Source organism: Klebsiella sp. GL120222-02, from assembly GCF_003097195.1.
GTDB lineage: Bacteria > Pseudomonadota > Gammaproteobacteria > Enterobacterales > Enterobacteriaceae > Klebsiella > Klebsiella variicola.
The window spans coordinates 1-14,779 of record NZ_QEQO01000012.1; the positions used below are offsets into that span (position 1 = coordinate 1).

The 14,779-nt window shown below is 59.5% G+C and carries 13 protein-coding genes; 8 read left to right on the forward strand and 5 right to left on the reverse strand.

Annotated elements, in window-relative coordinates; translation table 11 throughout:
* Nucleotides 1-122: 122 nt before the first annotated feature.
* Both zntA and N438_RS25315 read right to left on the reverse strand, forming a co-directional pair.
* On the reverse strand, nt 123-2,333 hold the full coding sequence (zntA, locus tag N438_RS25310; protein WP_116696579.1) for a Zn(II)/Cd(II)/Pb(II) translocating P-type ATPase ZntA: 2,211 nt from the start codon (nt 2,331-2,333) through the stop codon (nt 123-125).
* Nucleotides 2,334-2,411: 78 nt separating this feature from the next.
* Nucleotides 2,412-3,038 (reverse strand): lysoplasmalogenase, encoded by a 627-nt coding sequence (locus tag N438_RS25315; protein ID WP_004173987.1) that lies wholly within the window; start codon nt 3,036-3,038, stop codon nt 2,412-2,414.
* A gap of 150 nt (nt 3,039-3,188) precedes the next feature.
* Between N438_RS25315 and N438_RS25320 the strand changes: the two genes are divergently transcribed.
* On the forward strand, nt 3,189-3,539 hold the full coding sequence (locus N438_RS25320) for a DUF2500 domain-containing protein (protein ID WP_004173989.1): 351 nt from the start codon (nt 3,189-3,191) through the stop codon (nt 3,537-3,539).
* Nucleotides 3,540-3,552: 13 nt separating this feature from the next.
* Here N438_RS25320 and N438_RS25325 read toward each other — a convergent pair whose 3' ends face one another.
* Complete coding sequence (locus tag N438_RS25325) at nt 3,553-3,828, reverse strand: DUF1145 family protein (protein ID WP_002920822.1); 276 nt, start codon at nt 3,826-3,828, stop codon at nt 3,553-3,555.
* Nucleotides 3,818-4,414: a 16S rRNA (guanine(966)-N(2))-methyltransferase gene (rsmD, locus tag N438_RS25330; protein ID WP_002920820.1), complete on the reverse strand. Its 597-nt coding sequence runs from the start codon at nt 4,412-4,414 to the stop codon at nt 3,818-3,820. The genes N438_RS25325 and rsmD overlap by 11 nt, the downstream gene beginning before the upstream one ends.
* Before the next feature lie 183 nt (nt 4,415-4,597).
* Here rsmD and ftsY point away from each other — a divergent pair, with 183 nt between their 5' ends.
* The 4 genes from ftsY to rpoH all read left to right on the forward strand — a co-directional run bounded on the left by ftsY (nt 4,598) and on the right by rpoH (nt 8,964).
* Nucleotides 4,598-6,121: a signal recognition particle-docking protein FtsY gene (gene ftsY / locus N438_RS25335; protein ID WP_016161917.1), complete on the forward strand. Its 1,524-nt coding sequence runs from the start codon at nt 4,598-4,600 to the stop codon at nt 6,119-6,121.
* A gap of 2 nt (nt 6,122-6,123) precedes the next feature.
* On the forward strand, nt 6,124-6,792 hold the full coding sequence (gene ftsE, locus N438_RS25340) for a cell division ATP-binding protein FtsE (RefSeq protein ID WP_008806964.1): 669 nt from the start codon (nt 6,124-6,126) through the stop codon (nt 6,790-6,792).
* Nucleotides 6,785-7,840 (forward strand): permease-like cell division protein FtsX, encoded by a 1,056-nt coding sequence (gene ftsX, locus N438_RS25345; RefSeq protein ID WP_008806965.1) that lies wholly within the window; start codon nt 6,785-6,787, stop codon nt 7,838-7,840. The genes ftsE and ftsX overlap by 8 nt, the downstream gene beginning before the upstream one ends.
* A 269-nt stretch (nt 7,841-8,109) precedes the next feature.
* A complete protein-coding gene (gene rpoH, locus N438_RS25350; RefSeq protein WP_002920815.1) occupies nt 8,110-8,964 on the forward strand; it encodes an RNA polymerase sigma factor RpoH in 855 nt (284 codons plus the stop codon).
* Between the two features lie 52 nt (nt 8,965-9,016).
* On the opposite strand, the gene N438_RS25355 is transcribed toward rpoH, so the two are convergent.
* The gene (locus N438_RS25355; protein ID WP_023323355.1) at nt 9,017-10,540 is read right to left on the reverse strand and encodes a PLP-dependent aminotransferase family protein; all 1,524 of its coding nucleotides are present in this window, start codon (nt 10,538-10,540) and stop codon (nt 9,017-9,019) included.
* Nucleotides 10,541-10,658: 118 nt separating this feature from the next.
* On the opposite strand from N438_RS25355, the gene N438_RS25360 reads away from it, so the two are divergent.
* From N438_RS25360 to livJ, 3 genes are all read left to right on the forward strand, one after another.
* The gene (locus N438_RS25360) at nt 10,659-11,924 is read left to right on the forward strand and encodes a 4-aminobutyrate--2-oxoglutarate transaminase (RefSeq protein ID WP_016161915.1); all 1,266 of its coding nucleotides are present in this window, start codon (nt 10,659-10,661) and stop codon (nt 11,922-11,924) included.
* 147 nt (nt 11,925-12,071) lie between these two features.
* Nucleotides 12,072-13,316: an amino acid permease gene (locus tag N438_RS25365; protein WP_049010451.1), complete on the forward strand. Its 1,245-nt coding sequence runs from the start codon at nt 12,072-12,074 to the stop codon at nt 13,314-13,316.
* 257 nt (nt 13,317-13,573) lie between these two features.
* A complete protein-coding gene (livJ, locus tag N438_RS25370) occupies nt 13,574-14,677 on the forward strand; it encodes a branched chain amino acid ABC transporter substrate-binding protein LivJ (protein WP_116696580.1) in 1,104 nt (367 codons plus the stop codon).
* Nucleotides 14,678-14,779: the final 102 nt, after the last annotated feature.

Here is a 14,779-nt window from a genome sequence, read left to right on the forward strand (position 1 = left end):
TAAGCGCAGCGCGAGCAGGGAATACCCCGGATGGCGGCGCGTAGCGCCTTATCCGGGCTACCCGACGGTCCGGAACCGTAGCCCTGCTAAGCGCATCGCGACCAGGGAAGCCGGTATCTATGCTACAACTTCTTACGTAATAACCGCAGCGCGTTAGCCGTTACCAGCACAGTGGCGCCGGTATCCGCCAGCACCGCCAGCCACAGGCCGGTCAGGCCGAGCAGGGTGGTGACGAGGAAAATCCCCTTCAGCCCTAAGGCAATCGCGATGTTCTGGCGAATATTGGCATGGGTGGCGTGCGCCAGGGAAATCATCTGCGCCAGGCCGGTCAGACGGTTATGGGTCAGCGCGGCGTCGGCCGTCTCCAGCGCCACATCGGTGCCGCTGCCCATGGCGATGCCGATGGTGGCCGCTTTCATCGCCGGGGCGTCGTTGATTCCGTCCCCGATCATCGCCAGCGGCGCATCGGCATTCAGCGCCATGACGGCTTTCACTTTGTCCGCCGGCAGCAGACCGGCGCGGAATTCCAGCCCCAGTTCGCTGGCGATGGCTGCCGCGGCGCGCGGGTTATCCCCGGTAAGGATCACCCCCTGAACCCCCAACTGATGCAGAGCATCCACCGCCTGACGCGCGTCGTCGCGCAGGGTGTCGCGCAGCGCCAGAATACCGAGCAGCGTCTCGCCGCGCATCACCAGCACTACCGTTTGCCCGGCGCTCTCCAGCTGCTGGATCTGCGCCTCATGCTCTGCCGGGGCGGCTTTGCTGGCGGCGCAGATCAAGATGCGGCTGCCGTTCACCTCGGCTTCGATGCCAGAGCCCGCCAGCGCCCGCTGGCCGCTGGCAAGCGGAATACTCAGCTGACGCCGCTGTGCTTCACGGACGATGGCCTGCGCCAGCGGGTGGCTGGAGCCTTGCTCCACCGCCGCCGCCAGCGCCAGCAGCGCGTTGTCGTCAACCTCAGCCGTGGCGATCACCGAAGTCACCTGCGGCTGGCCGACGGTCAGAGTGCCGGTTTTATCGAACGCCACCTGCCGCACCTGGCCCAGCTGTTCCAGCGCCGCGCCGCCTTTGATTAGCGCCCCGCGGCGGGCGGCGACCGCCAGGCCGGAGGTGATGGCCGCCGGCGTGGAGATGACCAGCGCGCACGGACAGCCGATCAGCAGCAGCGTCAGCCCTTTATAAATCCACGGCAGCCAGGCACTGGCGAAGAACAGCGGTGGGACAATGGCGACCAACAAAGCTACGACCATAATGGCCGGGGTGTAGATCCGGCTGAAGCGATCGATAAAACGCTCGATTGGCGCCCGACGTTCCTCTGCCTCTTCAATCAGCTTCAGGATGCGGTCGATGGCGCTGTCGCCCGGTTCGGATATCACGGTAAGCTGCACCAGGCGATCGACGCTGGTGGCGCCCGCCGCGACTCGTTCCCCGGCCTGACGCTCCACCGGCACCGACTCGCCGGTCAGGGCGCTTTCATCAAAGCTGGCAAACGGCGACAGCAGCTGGCCATCCGCCGGCAGACGCCCGCCGGCGGCCACTTCAATCACATCTCCGGGACGCAGGTCGCGCTGGGCGACGGTTTCCCGCACACCGTTGCGCAGACGGATGGCGGTGTCGGGCTTCAGCGCCATCAGCGCGCTCACCCCCTGCCGTGCGCGGCTGGCGGCCCAGCCTTCGAGACGCTCGCCGATCAGGAACAGCAGCAGGACCATCGCCGCTTCCGCAGTGGCGCCGATAAACAGCGCCCCGATGGCGGCGACGCTCATCAGCGTTTCAATGGCAAACCAGCTCCCGCTCTTGATCAGGCGCAGCGCCTGGCGAGCAACCGGCCACAGGCCAACCAGGGTGGTGGCAATAAAGGCCAACTGACCGGCAGGGTGGTTGGCCTGCTCCAGCCCCCAGCTCAGGGCCATCATGATAAACAGCGTCAGTAACGGCAGATTGTCGCGCAGCAGCGACCCTCGGGTTTTCTCTGCTGCGGGAGCATCGGCATCGCGCAGCGTATAGCCCGCCTGGCGGACCGCGTTCTCAACCTGAGCGCGGATATCGCCCTCGGCGTTAACCAGCAACTTTTCTGTGGCGAACAGCACCTGGACCTGACTGACGCCGGGTACCTGGCGAACCGCGGTTTCCACCTTGCGGGCGCAGGCGGCGCAGTCCATGCCATCAACCTGCCAGCTATAGCGGGCGTCGTCGAGCGCTTCGGCGGCAGGGGCGGATTCTGTGGCGCAGGCGTGATCTGTACAGCAGCTCTCCGCCGGCGCGGTCGCTGGCCGCATGGTGAATGACGAGAATTGTGGGACTTTTTTATCCTGCGCGTCTGGAGTCGACATGGCACCCTCCGGGAAATGATAATTTTCTCATTAGCCGTAGGATACACTCTGGAGTCGACTCCAGAGTCAAGGACTAAATTACAGGTATAACGCGCGCACGATCAGGAAGTGGCCGGCAAAGTAGAACGCGGCGGCAATGGCGTTATCGGCGCGGAAGCGGCGACGATAGTGGCTCACCAGCCATACGGCATTGCTCAGCAGCAGCAGGGCCGCGCCGGCGAAACCGGACAGCGCGGTGTTGGTGGGGCGGGCAAACCACAGCTCACCGGCCAGCCAGACCATCACCAGCGTCATTCCAATAAAGGTCAGCACCGGCATTTTCATCTCTTCCAGCCGACTCCAGATCACCGCCATCAGCAGGGCGCCGAATACCAGCAGCACCAGCGGCAGCGGCCAGAAGAACGACAGCGTCAGCTGGCTGGCGAACCAGATGGTATACAGCAGATGTGACAGGAAGAAAGCGCCCACCGCGTACATCACCCGCTGGCGCGGCAGCAGGGTCAGGGCGTCGCCGAGCAGCGAGGCGCACAGGCCGGCCAGCACCAGATAGCTGATGGCATTGAACATCGGCGCCTGCCAGGCCAGTAACAGCAACAGAATCAGGGTGACAGGTTTAAATACCCAACGTCGCCAGGCCGGCCCACGATAGGATGCATCGACATAAAGCCATGCGGAGAAACAGACAGCAATAAATGACCAAAGCATAGTAAGTCCCTGTATCTGTTATCATAAAGAAAGTTACGGATGCGTGATGCTACAACTCAGTGTAGTGGTTTGGCGTAGCAGATGACAATGTTATTCCCGACGCAGTATGCTGATTCCTGATATTTTTTATGGGTAACCTTGATGAGTAAAATGCCCCTCTTTTTTGTTCTGGTCGTCGCGGTGATTGTGGTGGCGGCTTCGTTTCGCTATGTCCAGCAGCGCCGTGAGAAACAGGCGAATGACGCCGCGCCGTTGCTACAAAAGCGGGTTATCGTCAGCAATAAACGGGAAAAAGTGATTAACGATCGGCGCTCGCGGCAGCAGACGGTGACGCCCGCAGGCAGTGAGATGCGCTATGAAGCGAGCTTTCGCCCCGAAAACGGTGGGCTGGAGGTGGTGTTTCGCCTCGACGCGCCGCAATATCATGCGCTGAGCGTGGGCGATCGCGGGATGTTGAGTTATAAGGGCACAGCGTTCGTGGCGTTTACGCCCGATCCCTGAGCCCTTTTCAGGACTACTTTTTCAGCGTCGCCTTCAGTTTTTTCTGCCAGGCGACGAGCTCAAACACGCCGAAGATAAAAATGCGGATTTGCTCAAAGCGGCTCAGCGGCGGCGCCTCTTTCGGCTGCGTCGCCTTCAGCAGCGTCAACTGCAGCCCGTGCATCAGGATCATGAAAATCAGCGCGACGTTGACGAAGATATTCAGCGGCTTCGGGAAGGGCTGAAACAGGTTCAATAACAGAAAGGCCCAGACGCACAGCATCAGCAGGCGGCCTAAATTAATCAGCATGGTGCTCTCCTTGGGCCTCACGTTGGTAAAGACGGTAGGCGACCTGTCCGGCCACTTTTTCACGATACAGCTGCCAGTTAGCGGGCACCGGCGGTAAACCGTTTTCGACTTCGCTTTCGACATACACCAGGGCCTCATCGGCCAGCCATCCTTGTGTCTCCAGCAGACGTAGCGTCTCCTCCAGCAGCCCCTGACGGAACGGCGGGTCGACGAACACGATCTGGTGCGGTGTCCCCGGCTGGCTCAGGAAGCTGAGGGTGTTGGTGGTGATCACCTTGCCGCGATCCGCTTTCAGGGTGGCGAGATTTTTTTGCAACTGCTGGGCTACGCCGCGCTCCATCTCCAGTAGCGTGGTGCTGGCCGCATAGCGGGACAGCGCCTCCAGCCCCAGCGCGCCGCTGCCGGCAAAGCAGTCGAGGCAGTGCGCGTCAACGATGGACGGCGCCAGCCAGTTAAAAAGGGTTTCGCGAACCCGGTCGGTGGTCGGCCGCAGGCCCGGGCTCTCCGGCACCGGTAATTTACGGCCGCGCCATTGCCCACCGATAATGCGGATCTGGCCGCTGCCCGCGTGGTTTGGTTTTTTCATCTCTCTGCTCAAGTCTCAACTTCCGGCCTGCTATTCTAGCGATCGACGGCGGTTGACGAAACCTTAATCCGGGGGCGGTGCTGCGAGTTAAGTTAAGTGATAGACTATCCGACTAATTTCATCATTTTTTCAGCTTCTGATGAAGCTGCGCCATGAATAAAACAGCGAGGAGTGTGGTCGCAAATGGCAAAAGAGAAAAAACGTGGCTTCTTTTCCTGGCTGGGCTTTGGACAGAAAGAACAGGCACAGGAAACCGAGACTGAACAAAAAGTAGAAGAACAACAAGCAGTTGCCGATGAGACGCCGGTAGCGGAAACCCCTGCTGAGCCGAGCGCGCCGAAAGCAGACCCGGAGGCGTTTGCCGAAGATGTCGTCGAAGTGACCGAGACGGTGGTCGAAAGCGAAAAAGCGCACCTCGCGGAGCCTGCCAGCGTGCAGGAAAAAGAGTGGGTGGAAACGCCTGCTCTGACCGATGAAGCGCCTGTTGTTGAACCGGAGCCCGCGGTCAGCGAACCGTCTGAACAGCCTGCGGTGGTTGAGCCGCTGGCGGAAGAGGTGATCGCCGAACCGGTGGTGGCGGAAGCCGTAGCAGAGCAGCCTGTGGCAGACGTTATCGCCGAGCCGCAGGAGACGGAGGTCCCTGAAGAGGACGCCCCGTTAAGCGATGAAGAGCTGGAAGCACTGGCGCTGGCGGCCGAGGCGGCCGAAGAGGCGGCGGTCGTAGTGCCGGAGCCCGAGGACGAGGCGCCGGTGGAAGCGCTGGCTCAGGAGCAGGAAAAACCGACGAAAGAAGGCTTTTTCGCCCGCCTCAAGCGTAGCTTGCTGAAAACCAAAGAAAATCTCGGTTCCGGATTTATCAGCCTGTTCCGCGGCAAGAAGATCGACGATGATCTGTTTGAAGAGCTGGAAGAGCAACTGCTGATCGCCGACGTCGGGGTGGAAACCACTCGCAAGATCATTACCAACCTGACGGAAGGCGCCAGCCGTAAGCAACTGCGCGATGCGGAAGCGCTGTACGGCCTGCTGAAAGAAGAGATGGGCGAGATTCTCGCCAAAGTGGATGAGCCGCTGAACGTAGAAGGCAAAACGCCATTTGTTATTTTGATGGTCGGCGTAAACGGGGTGGGGAAAACCACCACCATCGGCAAGCTGGCGCGTCAGTTTGAGCAGCAGGGTAAATCGGTGATGCTGGCGGCGGGGGATACCTTCCGCGCGGCGGCGGTGGAACAGCTGCAGGTCTGGGGTCAGCGTAACAATATCCCGGTGATCGCCCAGCATACTGGCGCGGACTCCGCCTCGGTGATTTTCGACGCCATTCAGGCGGCGAAGGCGCGCCATGTTGACGTACTGATTGCCGACACCGCCGGGCGTCTGCAGAATAAATCACACCTGATGGAAGAGCTGAAGAAGATTGTCCGGGTGATGAAAAAACTGGACGTCGACGCGCCGCATGAGGTGATGTTAACTATTGACGCCAGCACCGGGCAGAATGCCATTAGCCAGGCCAAACTGTTCCATGAGGCGGTAGGATTGACCGGGATCACCCTGACCAAGCTGGACGGCACCGCCAAAGGCGGCGTGATCTTCTCGGTGGCCGATCAGTTCGGCATTCCGATTCGCTATATTGGCGTCGGCGAGCGTATTGAGGATCTGCGTCCGTTTAATGCGGGCGACTTTATTGAGGCACTTTTTGCCCGAGAGGATTAAGAATGATTCGCTTTGAACAAGTCAGCAAAGCCTATCTCGGTGGGAGACAAGCGCTGCAGGGGGTGACCTTCCACCTGCAGCCGGGCGAGATGGCGTTTCTGACCGGCCATTCCGGCGCAGGGAAGAGTACCCTGCTGAAGCTTATCTGTGGTATCGAACGGCCCAGCGCCGGGAAAATTTTCTTCAGCGGTCATGAAATCAGCCGCCTGAAGAGCCGTGAGGTGCCATTCCTGCGCCGCCAGATCGGCATGATTTTCCAGGATCACCATTTGCTGATGGATCGTACCGTGTATGACAACGTGGCGATCCCGCTGATTATCGCCGGCGCCAGCGGCGATGACATTCGTCGCCGCGTCTCGGCGGCGCTGGACAAGGTCGGCCTGCTGGACAAAGCGAAGAACTTTCCGATTCAGCTCTCCGGCGGTGAGCAGCAGCGCGTCGGTATAGCCCGCGCGGTGGTCAACAAGCCGGCGGTGCTGCTGGCGGATGAACCGACCGGTAACCTCGACGAGGCGCTCTCGGAGGGGATTTTACGTCTGTTTGAAGAGTTTAACCGCGTTGGGGTGACGGTACTGATGGCGACGCACGATCTGGGGCTTATCTCCAGTCGTCCGTACCGCGTGCTGTCGCTCAGCGACGGCCATCTGCATGGAGGCATTCGGGGTGAATAAGCGCGACGCAATGAACCAGATTCGCCAGTTCGGCAGTAAGTTCGATCGCCTGCGCAACGCGGCGGGCGGCAGCGGCGGCGGGCGCAATGCGCCAAAACGGCCGAAAGCGGCGCCTAACCCGGCCTCGCGTAAGAGTAACGTGTTCAACGAACAGGTGCGCTATGCCTGGCACGGCGCGTTGCAGGATCTCAAAAGCACGCCGCTGGCGACCTTCCTGACGGTGATGGTCATCGCCATTTCGTTGACCCTGCCAAGCGTCTGCTACATGGTCTACAAAAACGTCAGCAGCGCGGCGTCACAGTATTATCCATCGCCGCAGATCACCGTTTATCTGGAAAAAACGCTGGATGACGACGCCGCGGCGCGGGTGGTGGGCCAGCTGCAGGCGGAGCAGGGCGTCGACAAGGTAAACTATTTGTCCCGTGACGAGGCGCTGGGTGAATTCCGTAACTGGTCAGGCTTTGGCGGCGCACTGGATATGCTGGAAGAGAACCCGCTACCGGCGGTCGCCATCGTGGTGCCGAAGCTGGATTTCCAGAGCACGGAAGCGCTCAATACCCTGCGCGAGCGGGTATCGCGGATCCAGGGGGTGGATGAGGTGCGGATGGACGACAGCTGGTTTGCCCGTCTCTCCTCGCTTACCGGGCTGGTAGGCCGCGTGTCGGCGATGATCGGCGTGCTGATGGTGGCGGCGGTGTTCCTGGTGATCGGCAACAGCGTGCGCCTGAGCATCTTTGCCCGCCGCGATACCATTAACGTGCAGAAGCTGATCGGCGCCACCGACGGCTTTATCCTGCGTCCGTTCCTCTACGGCGGGGCGATGCTGGGCTTCTCCGGCGCGTTTTTATCGCTGATCCTGTCGGAGATTCTGGTGATGCGCCTCTCGTCGGCAGTGACCGAAGTGGCGAAAGTGTTCGGCACCCAGTTTGAGCTGAGCGGCCTGGGCTTCGACGAGTGCCTGTTGATGCTGATTGTCTGCTCGATGATCGGGTGGGTCGCCGCCTGGCTGGCGACAGTGCAACATTTACGTCACTTTACTCCCGATTAAAAAAAGCGTGATATAATCTTTCCCTGCTGCAATGAGTTCCTGTTCGCAGGGAAAGATACCGCAAGCTTGTTCTCCTTTTCCTGCCCTCACTTGTTCATCGTGGTGTCACATTTTGTGCGTAATTTATTCACACCGTTGCATGGAACTTGTGGATAAAATCACTGTCTGATACTAATGTGAGTGATATTCTCGTTGCTCATGAATGCTGGCATGCTTGTTGCCTGATGGGGACAAGAACGCGTCAGAAGATATCAATTGAGAGGATTTGAATGACCAAAGAAATGCAAACTTTAGCTTTAGCCCCCGTTGGTAACCTGGAATCGTACATCCGGGCCGCTAACACTTGGCCGATGCTGTCGGCTGATGAAGAGCGGGAGCTTGCTGAAAAGCTGCATTACCAGGGCGATCTGGAAGCAGCGAAAAAGCTGATTCTGTCTCACCTGCGCTTTGTTGTTCACATTGCTCGTAACTACTCGGGCTATGGCCTGCCGCAGGCGGATCTGATCCAGGAAGGCAATATCGGCCTGATGAAAGCCGTGCGTCGCTTCAACCCGGAAGTGGGTGTGCGCCTGGTCTCCTTCGCCGTGCACTGGATTAAAGCTGAAATTCACGAATACGTGCTGCGTAACTGGCGTATTGTGAAGGTCGCTACCACCAAAGCACAGCGTAAGCTGTTCTTTAACCTGCGTAAAACCAAACAGCGTCTGGGTTGGTTCAACCAGGATGAAGTGGAAATGGTGGCCCGTGAGCTGGGCGTGTCGAGCAAAGACGTCCGCGAGATGGAATCCCGCATGGCGGCCCAGGACATGACCTTCGACATGTCTTCCGACGATGAGTCCGACAGCCAGCCGATGGCGCCGGTCCTTTATCTGCAGGACAAAACGTCTAACTTTGCCGACGGCATCGAAGACGACAACTGGGAAGAGCAGGCGGCGAATAAGCTGACTGACGCGATGCAGGGCCTGGACGAGCGTAGCCAGGACATCATCCGCGCCCGCTGGCTGGACGAAGACAACAAGTCCACGCTGCAGGAACTGGCCGACCGCTACGGCGTCTCCGCAGAGCGTGTGCGTCAGCTGGAAAAGAACGCCATGAAAAAACTGCGTGCCGCTATCGAAGCCTGATACGCCACGCCTGCCTGATACCTGATATCAGGCTCCCCGATAACGCCCCGCCTCAGGTTGGGGCGTTTTGTTTTTCTGCGTCCTCCCGGGGCAGGAGCATCTGCGGGCAGTGCGTCTGCAGGCAGCCGAGTAAGACGCTGAACGCCGGCGCCATCTGCTCTTCGGGCTGGCTGGCGAATCCCATCAGTAATCCTTTCTTCCGCGCCGCCGTCAGGTAGTAGCGCGACAGCGGCCGCACCAGAATGTGGCGCGCATTAGCCTCTTTGGCAATCGCCACATCGTCAGCCTCTGCGGGCAAATTGAGGATCAAATGCAGCCCGGCATTATCGCTGAAGTCAGACAGGGCGTACGGCATACAGTGCCGCTGGATAAGCTCAGTTAAAAAGGCGCGGCGACGGCTGTAGAGCAACCGCATACGGCGGATATGGGCCGAATAGTGGCCGGCGGTAATAAACTCCGCCAGCGCCATCTGGATCAGCGAATGGCCGCCGCGGTAAAGCTCGGCATGGGCGTGCTTCAGATCGCTGACCAGCGGACGAGGGATCACCACGTAGCCCAGGCGCAGGCCGGGATAGAGCGTTTTGCTGAAGGTGCCGATATAGACCACCGGGGCATCGGGGACCAGACCCTGCAGGGCGGGGATCGGCTGGCCGGAAAAGCGAAACTCACTGTCATAATCATCTTCGACGATCCAGCTCCCCTGCTGACGGGCGAGCGCCAGCAGTCGCTGGCGGCGCTCAAGGCTCATCACCGCGCCCAGCGGGTACTGGTGGGAAGGCGTAACGAAGATGAGCCTCGGCGCGTCGTCAACCGTTTCCGGCGGGCACAGGCCGTTGGCATCGACGGTCAGGGGTTCCACCCGAACGTCGTTCATCGCCAGCACGTGGCGGATCCCCCAATAGGAAGGCTCCTCCACCCACGCCAGATCGCCGTTATCACACAGCATGCGGGTGACCAGATCGATCGCCTGGTGGATCCCCTCGGTGATAAGAATTTGATCTGCCTGACAGTGGACGCCGCGCGACACGCGCAGATAATCCACCAGCGCCTGCTGCAGTTCCGGGGTGCCACCGTTGCAGCTATAGCTGAGCCGCTCCGGCTTGGGCCGACGGCTGATACGGGCCTGGATCTTACTGAACAGCGGGTGGGGAAAGGCGTTAACGTCCGGCACGCCGGGTATAAACGCCCCCCACTGGCGCGGGCTGGCGCTGACCTGGCCGAGCAGATGTTGGCCTCGGCGTGAAAGATGCACCGTCGGTGCCGCGATACTGCTGTTTTCTTGCTGACCTTTAGCCGTCAATGAGCTCTCAGGGGCGGTTTGGGCAACGAATGTTCCACTTCCCCGGCGGGAAACCACATATCCTTCCGCCAGTAATTGTTCATAAGTTGTTAATATGGTGTTTCTTGATACGCCGAGTTCACCCGCCAGATCGCGCGACGGCGGCAGGCGGCTTTGCGGCGCCAGCGAACCATCGAGGATCGCGCGGCGCAGCGCGTTATATAAGCGTTTGTGCAGAAGAGGATCCCGCTCTTCCTGCAGACGGACCAGCACCAGGTCACCCACCAGCGAACGCAATTGGATCCCTCAGATATTCTAAATTGGTACTCGATTATAGGGCCAACTCCTGTGTAAATAAACGACATCGTTTCTAATTTGTTGCGATAACGTGACATACACGACAGGAGATTCGCAGGTGAAAAGCTCAGAACTGAATCAACGTCGCCAGCAGGCGACGCCGCGCGGCGTAGGCGTAATGTGTAACTACTTTGTCGAGAAGGCGGAAAACGCCACGCTGTGGGATATCGAAGGCAATGAGGTGATCGATTTCGCCGCCGGGATCGCCGTGTTAAATACCGGTCACCGCCATCCGAAAGTGGTCGCCGCGGTCGCCGATCAGCTGCAGGCGTTCACCCACACCGCCTATCAGATTGTGCCGTACGAAAGTTATGTTTCGCTGGCGGAGCGTATCAACGATCTGGCGCCAATTGACGGGCCGGCAAAAACGGCTTTCTTCACCACCGGCGCGGAAGCGGTTGAGAACGCAGTGAAAATTGCCCGCGCTTACACCGGCCGCCCGGGGCTGATTACTTTCGGCGGCGGCTTCCACGGCCGTACCTTTATGACCATGGCCCTCACCGGTAAGGTTGCTCCTTACAAAATCGGCTTCGGGCCGTTCCCGGGATCGGTCTATCACGGCGTTTATCCCAATGAGGCGCACGGCGTGACCACCGCGGATGCGCTGAAAAGCCTGGAGCGCATTTTCAAAGCGGATATTGCGCCGGACCAGGTAGCGGCCATCATCCTCGAGCCGATCCAGGGGGAAGGCGGCTTTAACGTCGCGCCGGCCGATTTTATGCAGGCGCTGCGCGATCTGTGCGATACCCACGGTATTCTGCTGATCGCTGATGAAGTGCAGACCGGTTTCGCCCGCACCGGCAAGCTGTTCGCTATGCAGCACTATCAGGTGAAACCGGATCTGATGACGATGGCGAAAAGCCTCGCCGGCGGTTTCCCGCTGTCGGGCGTTGTCGGTCGCGCCGAGGTGATGGATGCGCCAGCCCCAGGCGGGCTGGGCGGAACCTATGCCGGTAACCCGCTGGCGGTGGCCGCGGCGCACGCGGTGCTGGATGTCATTGCCGAAGAACAGCTGTGCCAGCGCGCTGAGCAGTTGGGTAGCCATCTGCAGGAAGTGCTCAACCAGGCGCGCGCTACCTGCCCGGCGATCGTGGATGTCCGTGGCCGGGGGTCGATGGTGGCGGTGGAGTTTAACGATCCGCAAACTGGCGAGCCGTCGCCGGAGTTCACCCGCCTTGTGCAACAGAAAGCGCAGGAAAACGGCCTGCTGCTGCTGAGCTGTGGCGTCTACGGCAACGTGATCCGCTTCCTGTATCCGTTGACTATCCCCGACGCCCAGTTCTCGAAAGCGCTGGATATTCTGGCGCGCATCCTGAAGAGCTAACGTCTCCCCGGCGGGCTGCGGCGGCACGGAAGCCGAACAGAAACAGGACGCCGCAGCCGGCTGTTCATGCTCAGCGTGAGTGGTTTATCACCCTGATATCACCTTTTTTCCGGCGGTAAAAACCGCCGGAGTAAAACGGAAAGTATTATGTCTGAAAACTCCACCTTTTCTCCCGTCCTCACCGGCCGGGAACGTACGGCTGTCCCTACAAAATCTCTGAGCTTCATCGAAGGGGTATCGATGATTGTCGGTACCAATATCGGTGCGGGTGTCCTCTCTATCGCCTATGCGTCGAGCAAAGCGGGCTTCTTACCGCTGCTGTTCTGGCTGGTGCTGGTGGGCAGCCTGACGACGGTGACTATGCTCTATGTCGCGGAATCCACGCTCCGCACCCGTAAACATCTGCAGCTCAGCGGTTTATCGAAGCGCTACGTCGGCGGCTTTGGCGCGCTGATGATGTTCCTCTCCGTTTGCGTTAACAGCGTCGGCGCATTGACGGCTTATATGACCGGCAGCGGCAAGCTGTTGCACTCGTTGTTTGGCATCTCGCCGGCGCTGGGCAGCGTGCTGTTTTTCGTCCCGGCGGCAGGGGTGCTCTACCTGGGCCTGAAGGCGATTGGCCGCGGCGAGAAATTTATCAGCATCGGTATGGTGGTGATGATCTCGGTGCTGGTGATTGCCACGCTGTTGAAAGAGACCACCCGCGTGGGCTATCTGCTCGACGGCAACTGGCTGTATATGGTTCCGGTCTTCAATGTCGTGGCATTCTGCTTCTCGGCACAGTATATCGTGCCGGAGATGGCGCGGGGCTTCGCCGACAAACCGGAAAAATTGCCCAGGGCCATTATGGTCGGTATGGCTTTGACCTTTGCCCTGCTGGCGCTGGTGCCGCTATCGGTTATCTCGCTTAATGGCCTGGACAATATCTCGGATGTGGCCACCATCTCCTGGGGCCGGGCGCTTGGCGAATGGGCGTTCTTCTCGGCCAACCTGTTTGCGCTGTGCGCCATGCTGACCTCTTACTGGGGGCTGGGCGGCAGCTTTCTGACCAATATCTTCGATCAGTTCCGCCTGGGGAATGACGAACAGCCCGCCCGGCGCCTGATGGTGCTGTTGGTGGTGGCGATCCCGCCGTTCGTGCTGGCCTATAGCGGCATGGTTTCTTTCGTCAACGCGCTCTATTTTGCCGGAGTGTTCAGCGGCGTCATTTTATCAATTATGCCGATCCTGATGCTGAAGGGCGCCCGCCAGCGTGGCGACCTGACCCCAGGCTGGACCTGTCCGGCCTGGATGACCCATCTGCTTATCCAATGCTTCATTGTGTTGTTGTATCTTTGCAGCGCCGTCTACGCGATAGCGTCCGCGGTAGGCTACCTGCCCGCTGGCTGGTAATCAGGGCCTGTTTTGCACCGCGTCCGGTTCATGCTGGCGCGGTTTTTTTATTTGTCACTTATCTGTTACATAGCCCGCAATTTAGTCGTTTCAAATTCCTCAGAATGACGGTATGTTTAGCATAGTGTGCTGCAAAAGCGCGAGCAGCCCCCGGTGGATTAGCTATCATATGCTTTTCCTATCGATATAAACAAAATAATGCGCTAACAAACAACATCACAACAAATGCAAAAACCATAATAATGGGGAGCCTCAGGATGAATATGAAGGGTAAAGCGTTACTGGCAGGATGTATTGCCTTAGTTATGAGCAGCGCGGCGCTGGCGGAAGACATCAAAATCGCGGTCGTCGGGGCGATGTCCGGCCCGGTGGCTCAGTACGGCGACCAGGAGTTTACCGGTGCCGAGCAGGCGGTAGCGGATATCAACGCTAAGGGCGGCATCAAGGGCAATAAGCTGCAGATCGTCAAATATGATGACGCTTGCGACCCGAAACAGGCGGTAGCGGTCGCCAACAAAGTGGTCAACGACGGCATCAAGTACGTTATTGGCCATCTGTGCTCCTCTTCCACTCAGCCGGCGTCTGACATCTATGAAGACGAAGGCATTCTGATGATCACGCCGGCAGCGACTGCCCCGGAGCTGACCGCGCGCGGCTATAAGCTGATCCTGCGCACCACCGGCCTGGACTCCGATCAGGGACCCACCGCAGCGAAATACATTCTCGACAAAGTGAAGCCGCAGCGTATCGCTGTGGTACATGATAAACAGCAGTACGGTGAAGGTTTGGCCCGTGCGGTGCAGGATGGCCTGAAAAAAGGCGGGGCGAACGTGGTCTTCTTCGACGGCATCACCGCCGGTGAGAAAGATTTCTCCACCCTGGTGGCGCGCCTGAAGAAAGAGAATATCGATTTCGTTTACTACGGTGGCTACCACCCGGAAATGGGCCAGATCCTGCGTCAGGCCCGTGCTGCCGGTCTGAAAACCCAGTTTATGGGCCCGGAAGGCGTAGCGAACGTCTCCCTGTCTAACATCGCCGGCGAGTCGGCGGAAGGCCTGCTGGTGACCAAGCCGAAGAACTACGACCAGGTGCCGGCGAACAAACCGATCGTGGATGCGATCAAGGCGAAGAAACAGGATCCGAGCGGCGCCTTCGTGTGGACCACCTACGCGGCGCTGCAGTCGCTGCAGGCGGGCCTGAATCAGTCTGACGATCCGGCGGAAAGCGCTAAATACCTGAAAGGCGCGACGGTAGACACCGTGATGGGCCCGCTGTCGTGGGATCAGAAAGGCGACCTGAAAGGCTTCGAGTTTGGGGTCTTTACCTGGCATGCTAACGGTACGGCGACCGACGCCAAATAATTTAACCGGCGCCTTTCACGCTGCAAATGCGTTGTCTGCGGCCCTCAACCCCGGTCACTTACTGATGTAAGCTCCCGGGGATTTCGGGTCTTGACGCCTTTT

Bases quoted from the DNA above. Each gene is read 5' to 3' on its own strand.
- zntA (WP_116696579.1), bottom strand. From the start codon at position 2,333: ATGTCGACTCCAGACGCGCAGGATAAAAAAGTCCCACAATTCTCGTCA.
- N438_RS25315 (WP_004173987.1), bottom strand. From the start codon at position 3,038: ATGCTTTGGTCATTTATTGCTGTCTGTTTCTCCGCATGGCTTTATGTC.
- N438_RS25320 (WP_004173989.1), top strand. From the start codon at position 3,189: ATGCCCCTCTTTTTTGTTCTGGTCGTCGCGGTGATTGTGGTGGCGGCT.
- N438_RS25325 (WP_002920822.1), bottom strand. From the start codon at position 3,828: ATGCTGATTAATTTAGGCCGCCTGCTGATGCTGTGCGTCTGGGCCTTT.
- rsmD (WP_002920820.1), bottom strand. From the start codon at position 4,414: ATGAAAAAACCAAACCACGCGGGCAGCGGCCAGATCCGCATTATCGGT.
- ftsY (WP_016161917.1), top strand. From the start codon at position 4,598: ATGGCAAAAGAGAAAAAACGTGGCTTCTTTTCCTGGCTGGGCTTTGGA.
- ftsE (WP_008806964.1), top strand. From the start codon at position 6,124: ATGATTCGCTTTGAACAAGTCAGCAAAGCCTATCTCGGTGGGAGACAA.
- rpoH (WP_002920815.1), top strand. From the start codon at position 8,110: ATGACCAAAGAAATGCAAACTTTAGCTTTAGCCCCCGTTGGTAACCTG.
- N438_RS25365 (WP_049010451.1), top strand. From the start codon at position 12,072: ATGTCTGAAAACTCCACCTTTTCTCCCGTCCTCACCGGCCGGGAACGT.
- livJ (WP_116696580.1), top strand. From the start codon at position 13,574: ATGAATATGAAGGGTAAAGCGTTACTGGCAGGATGTATTGCCTTAGTT.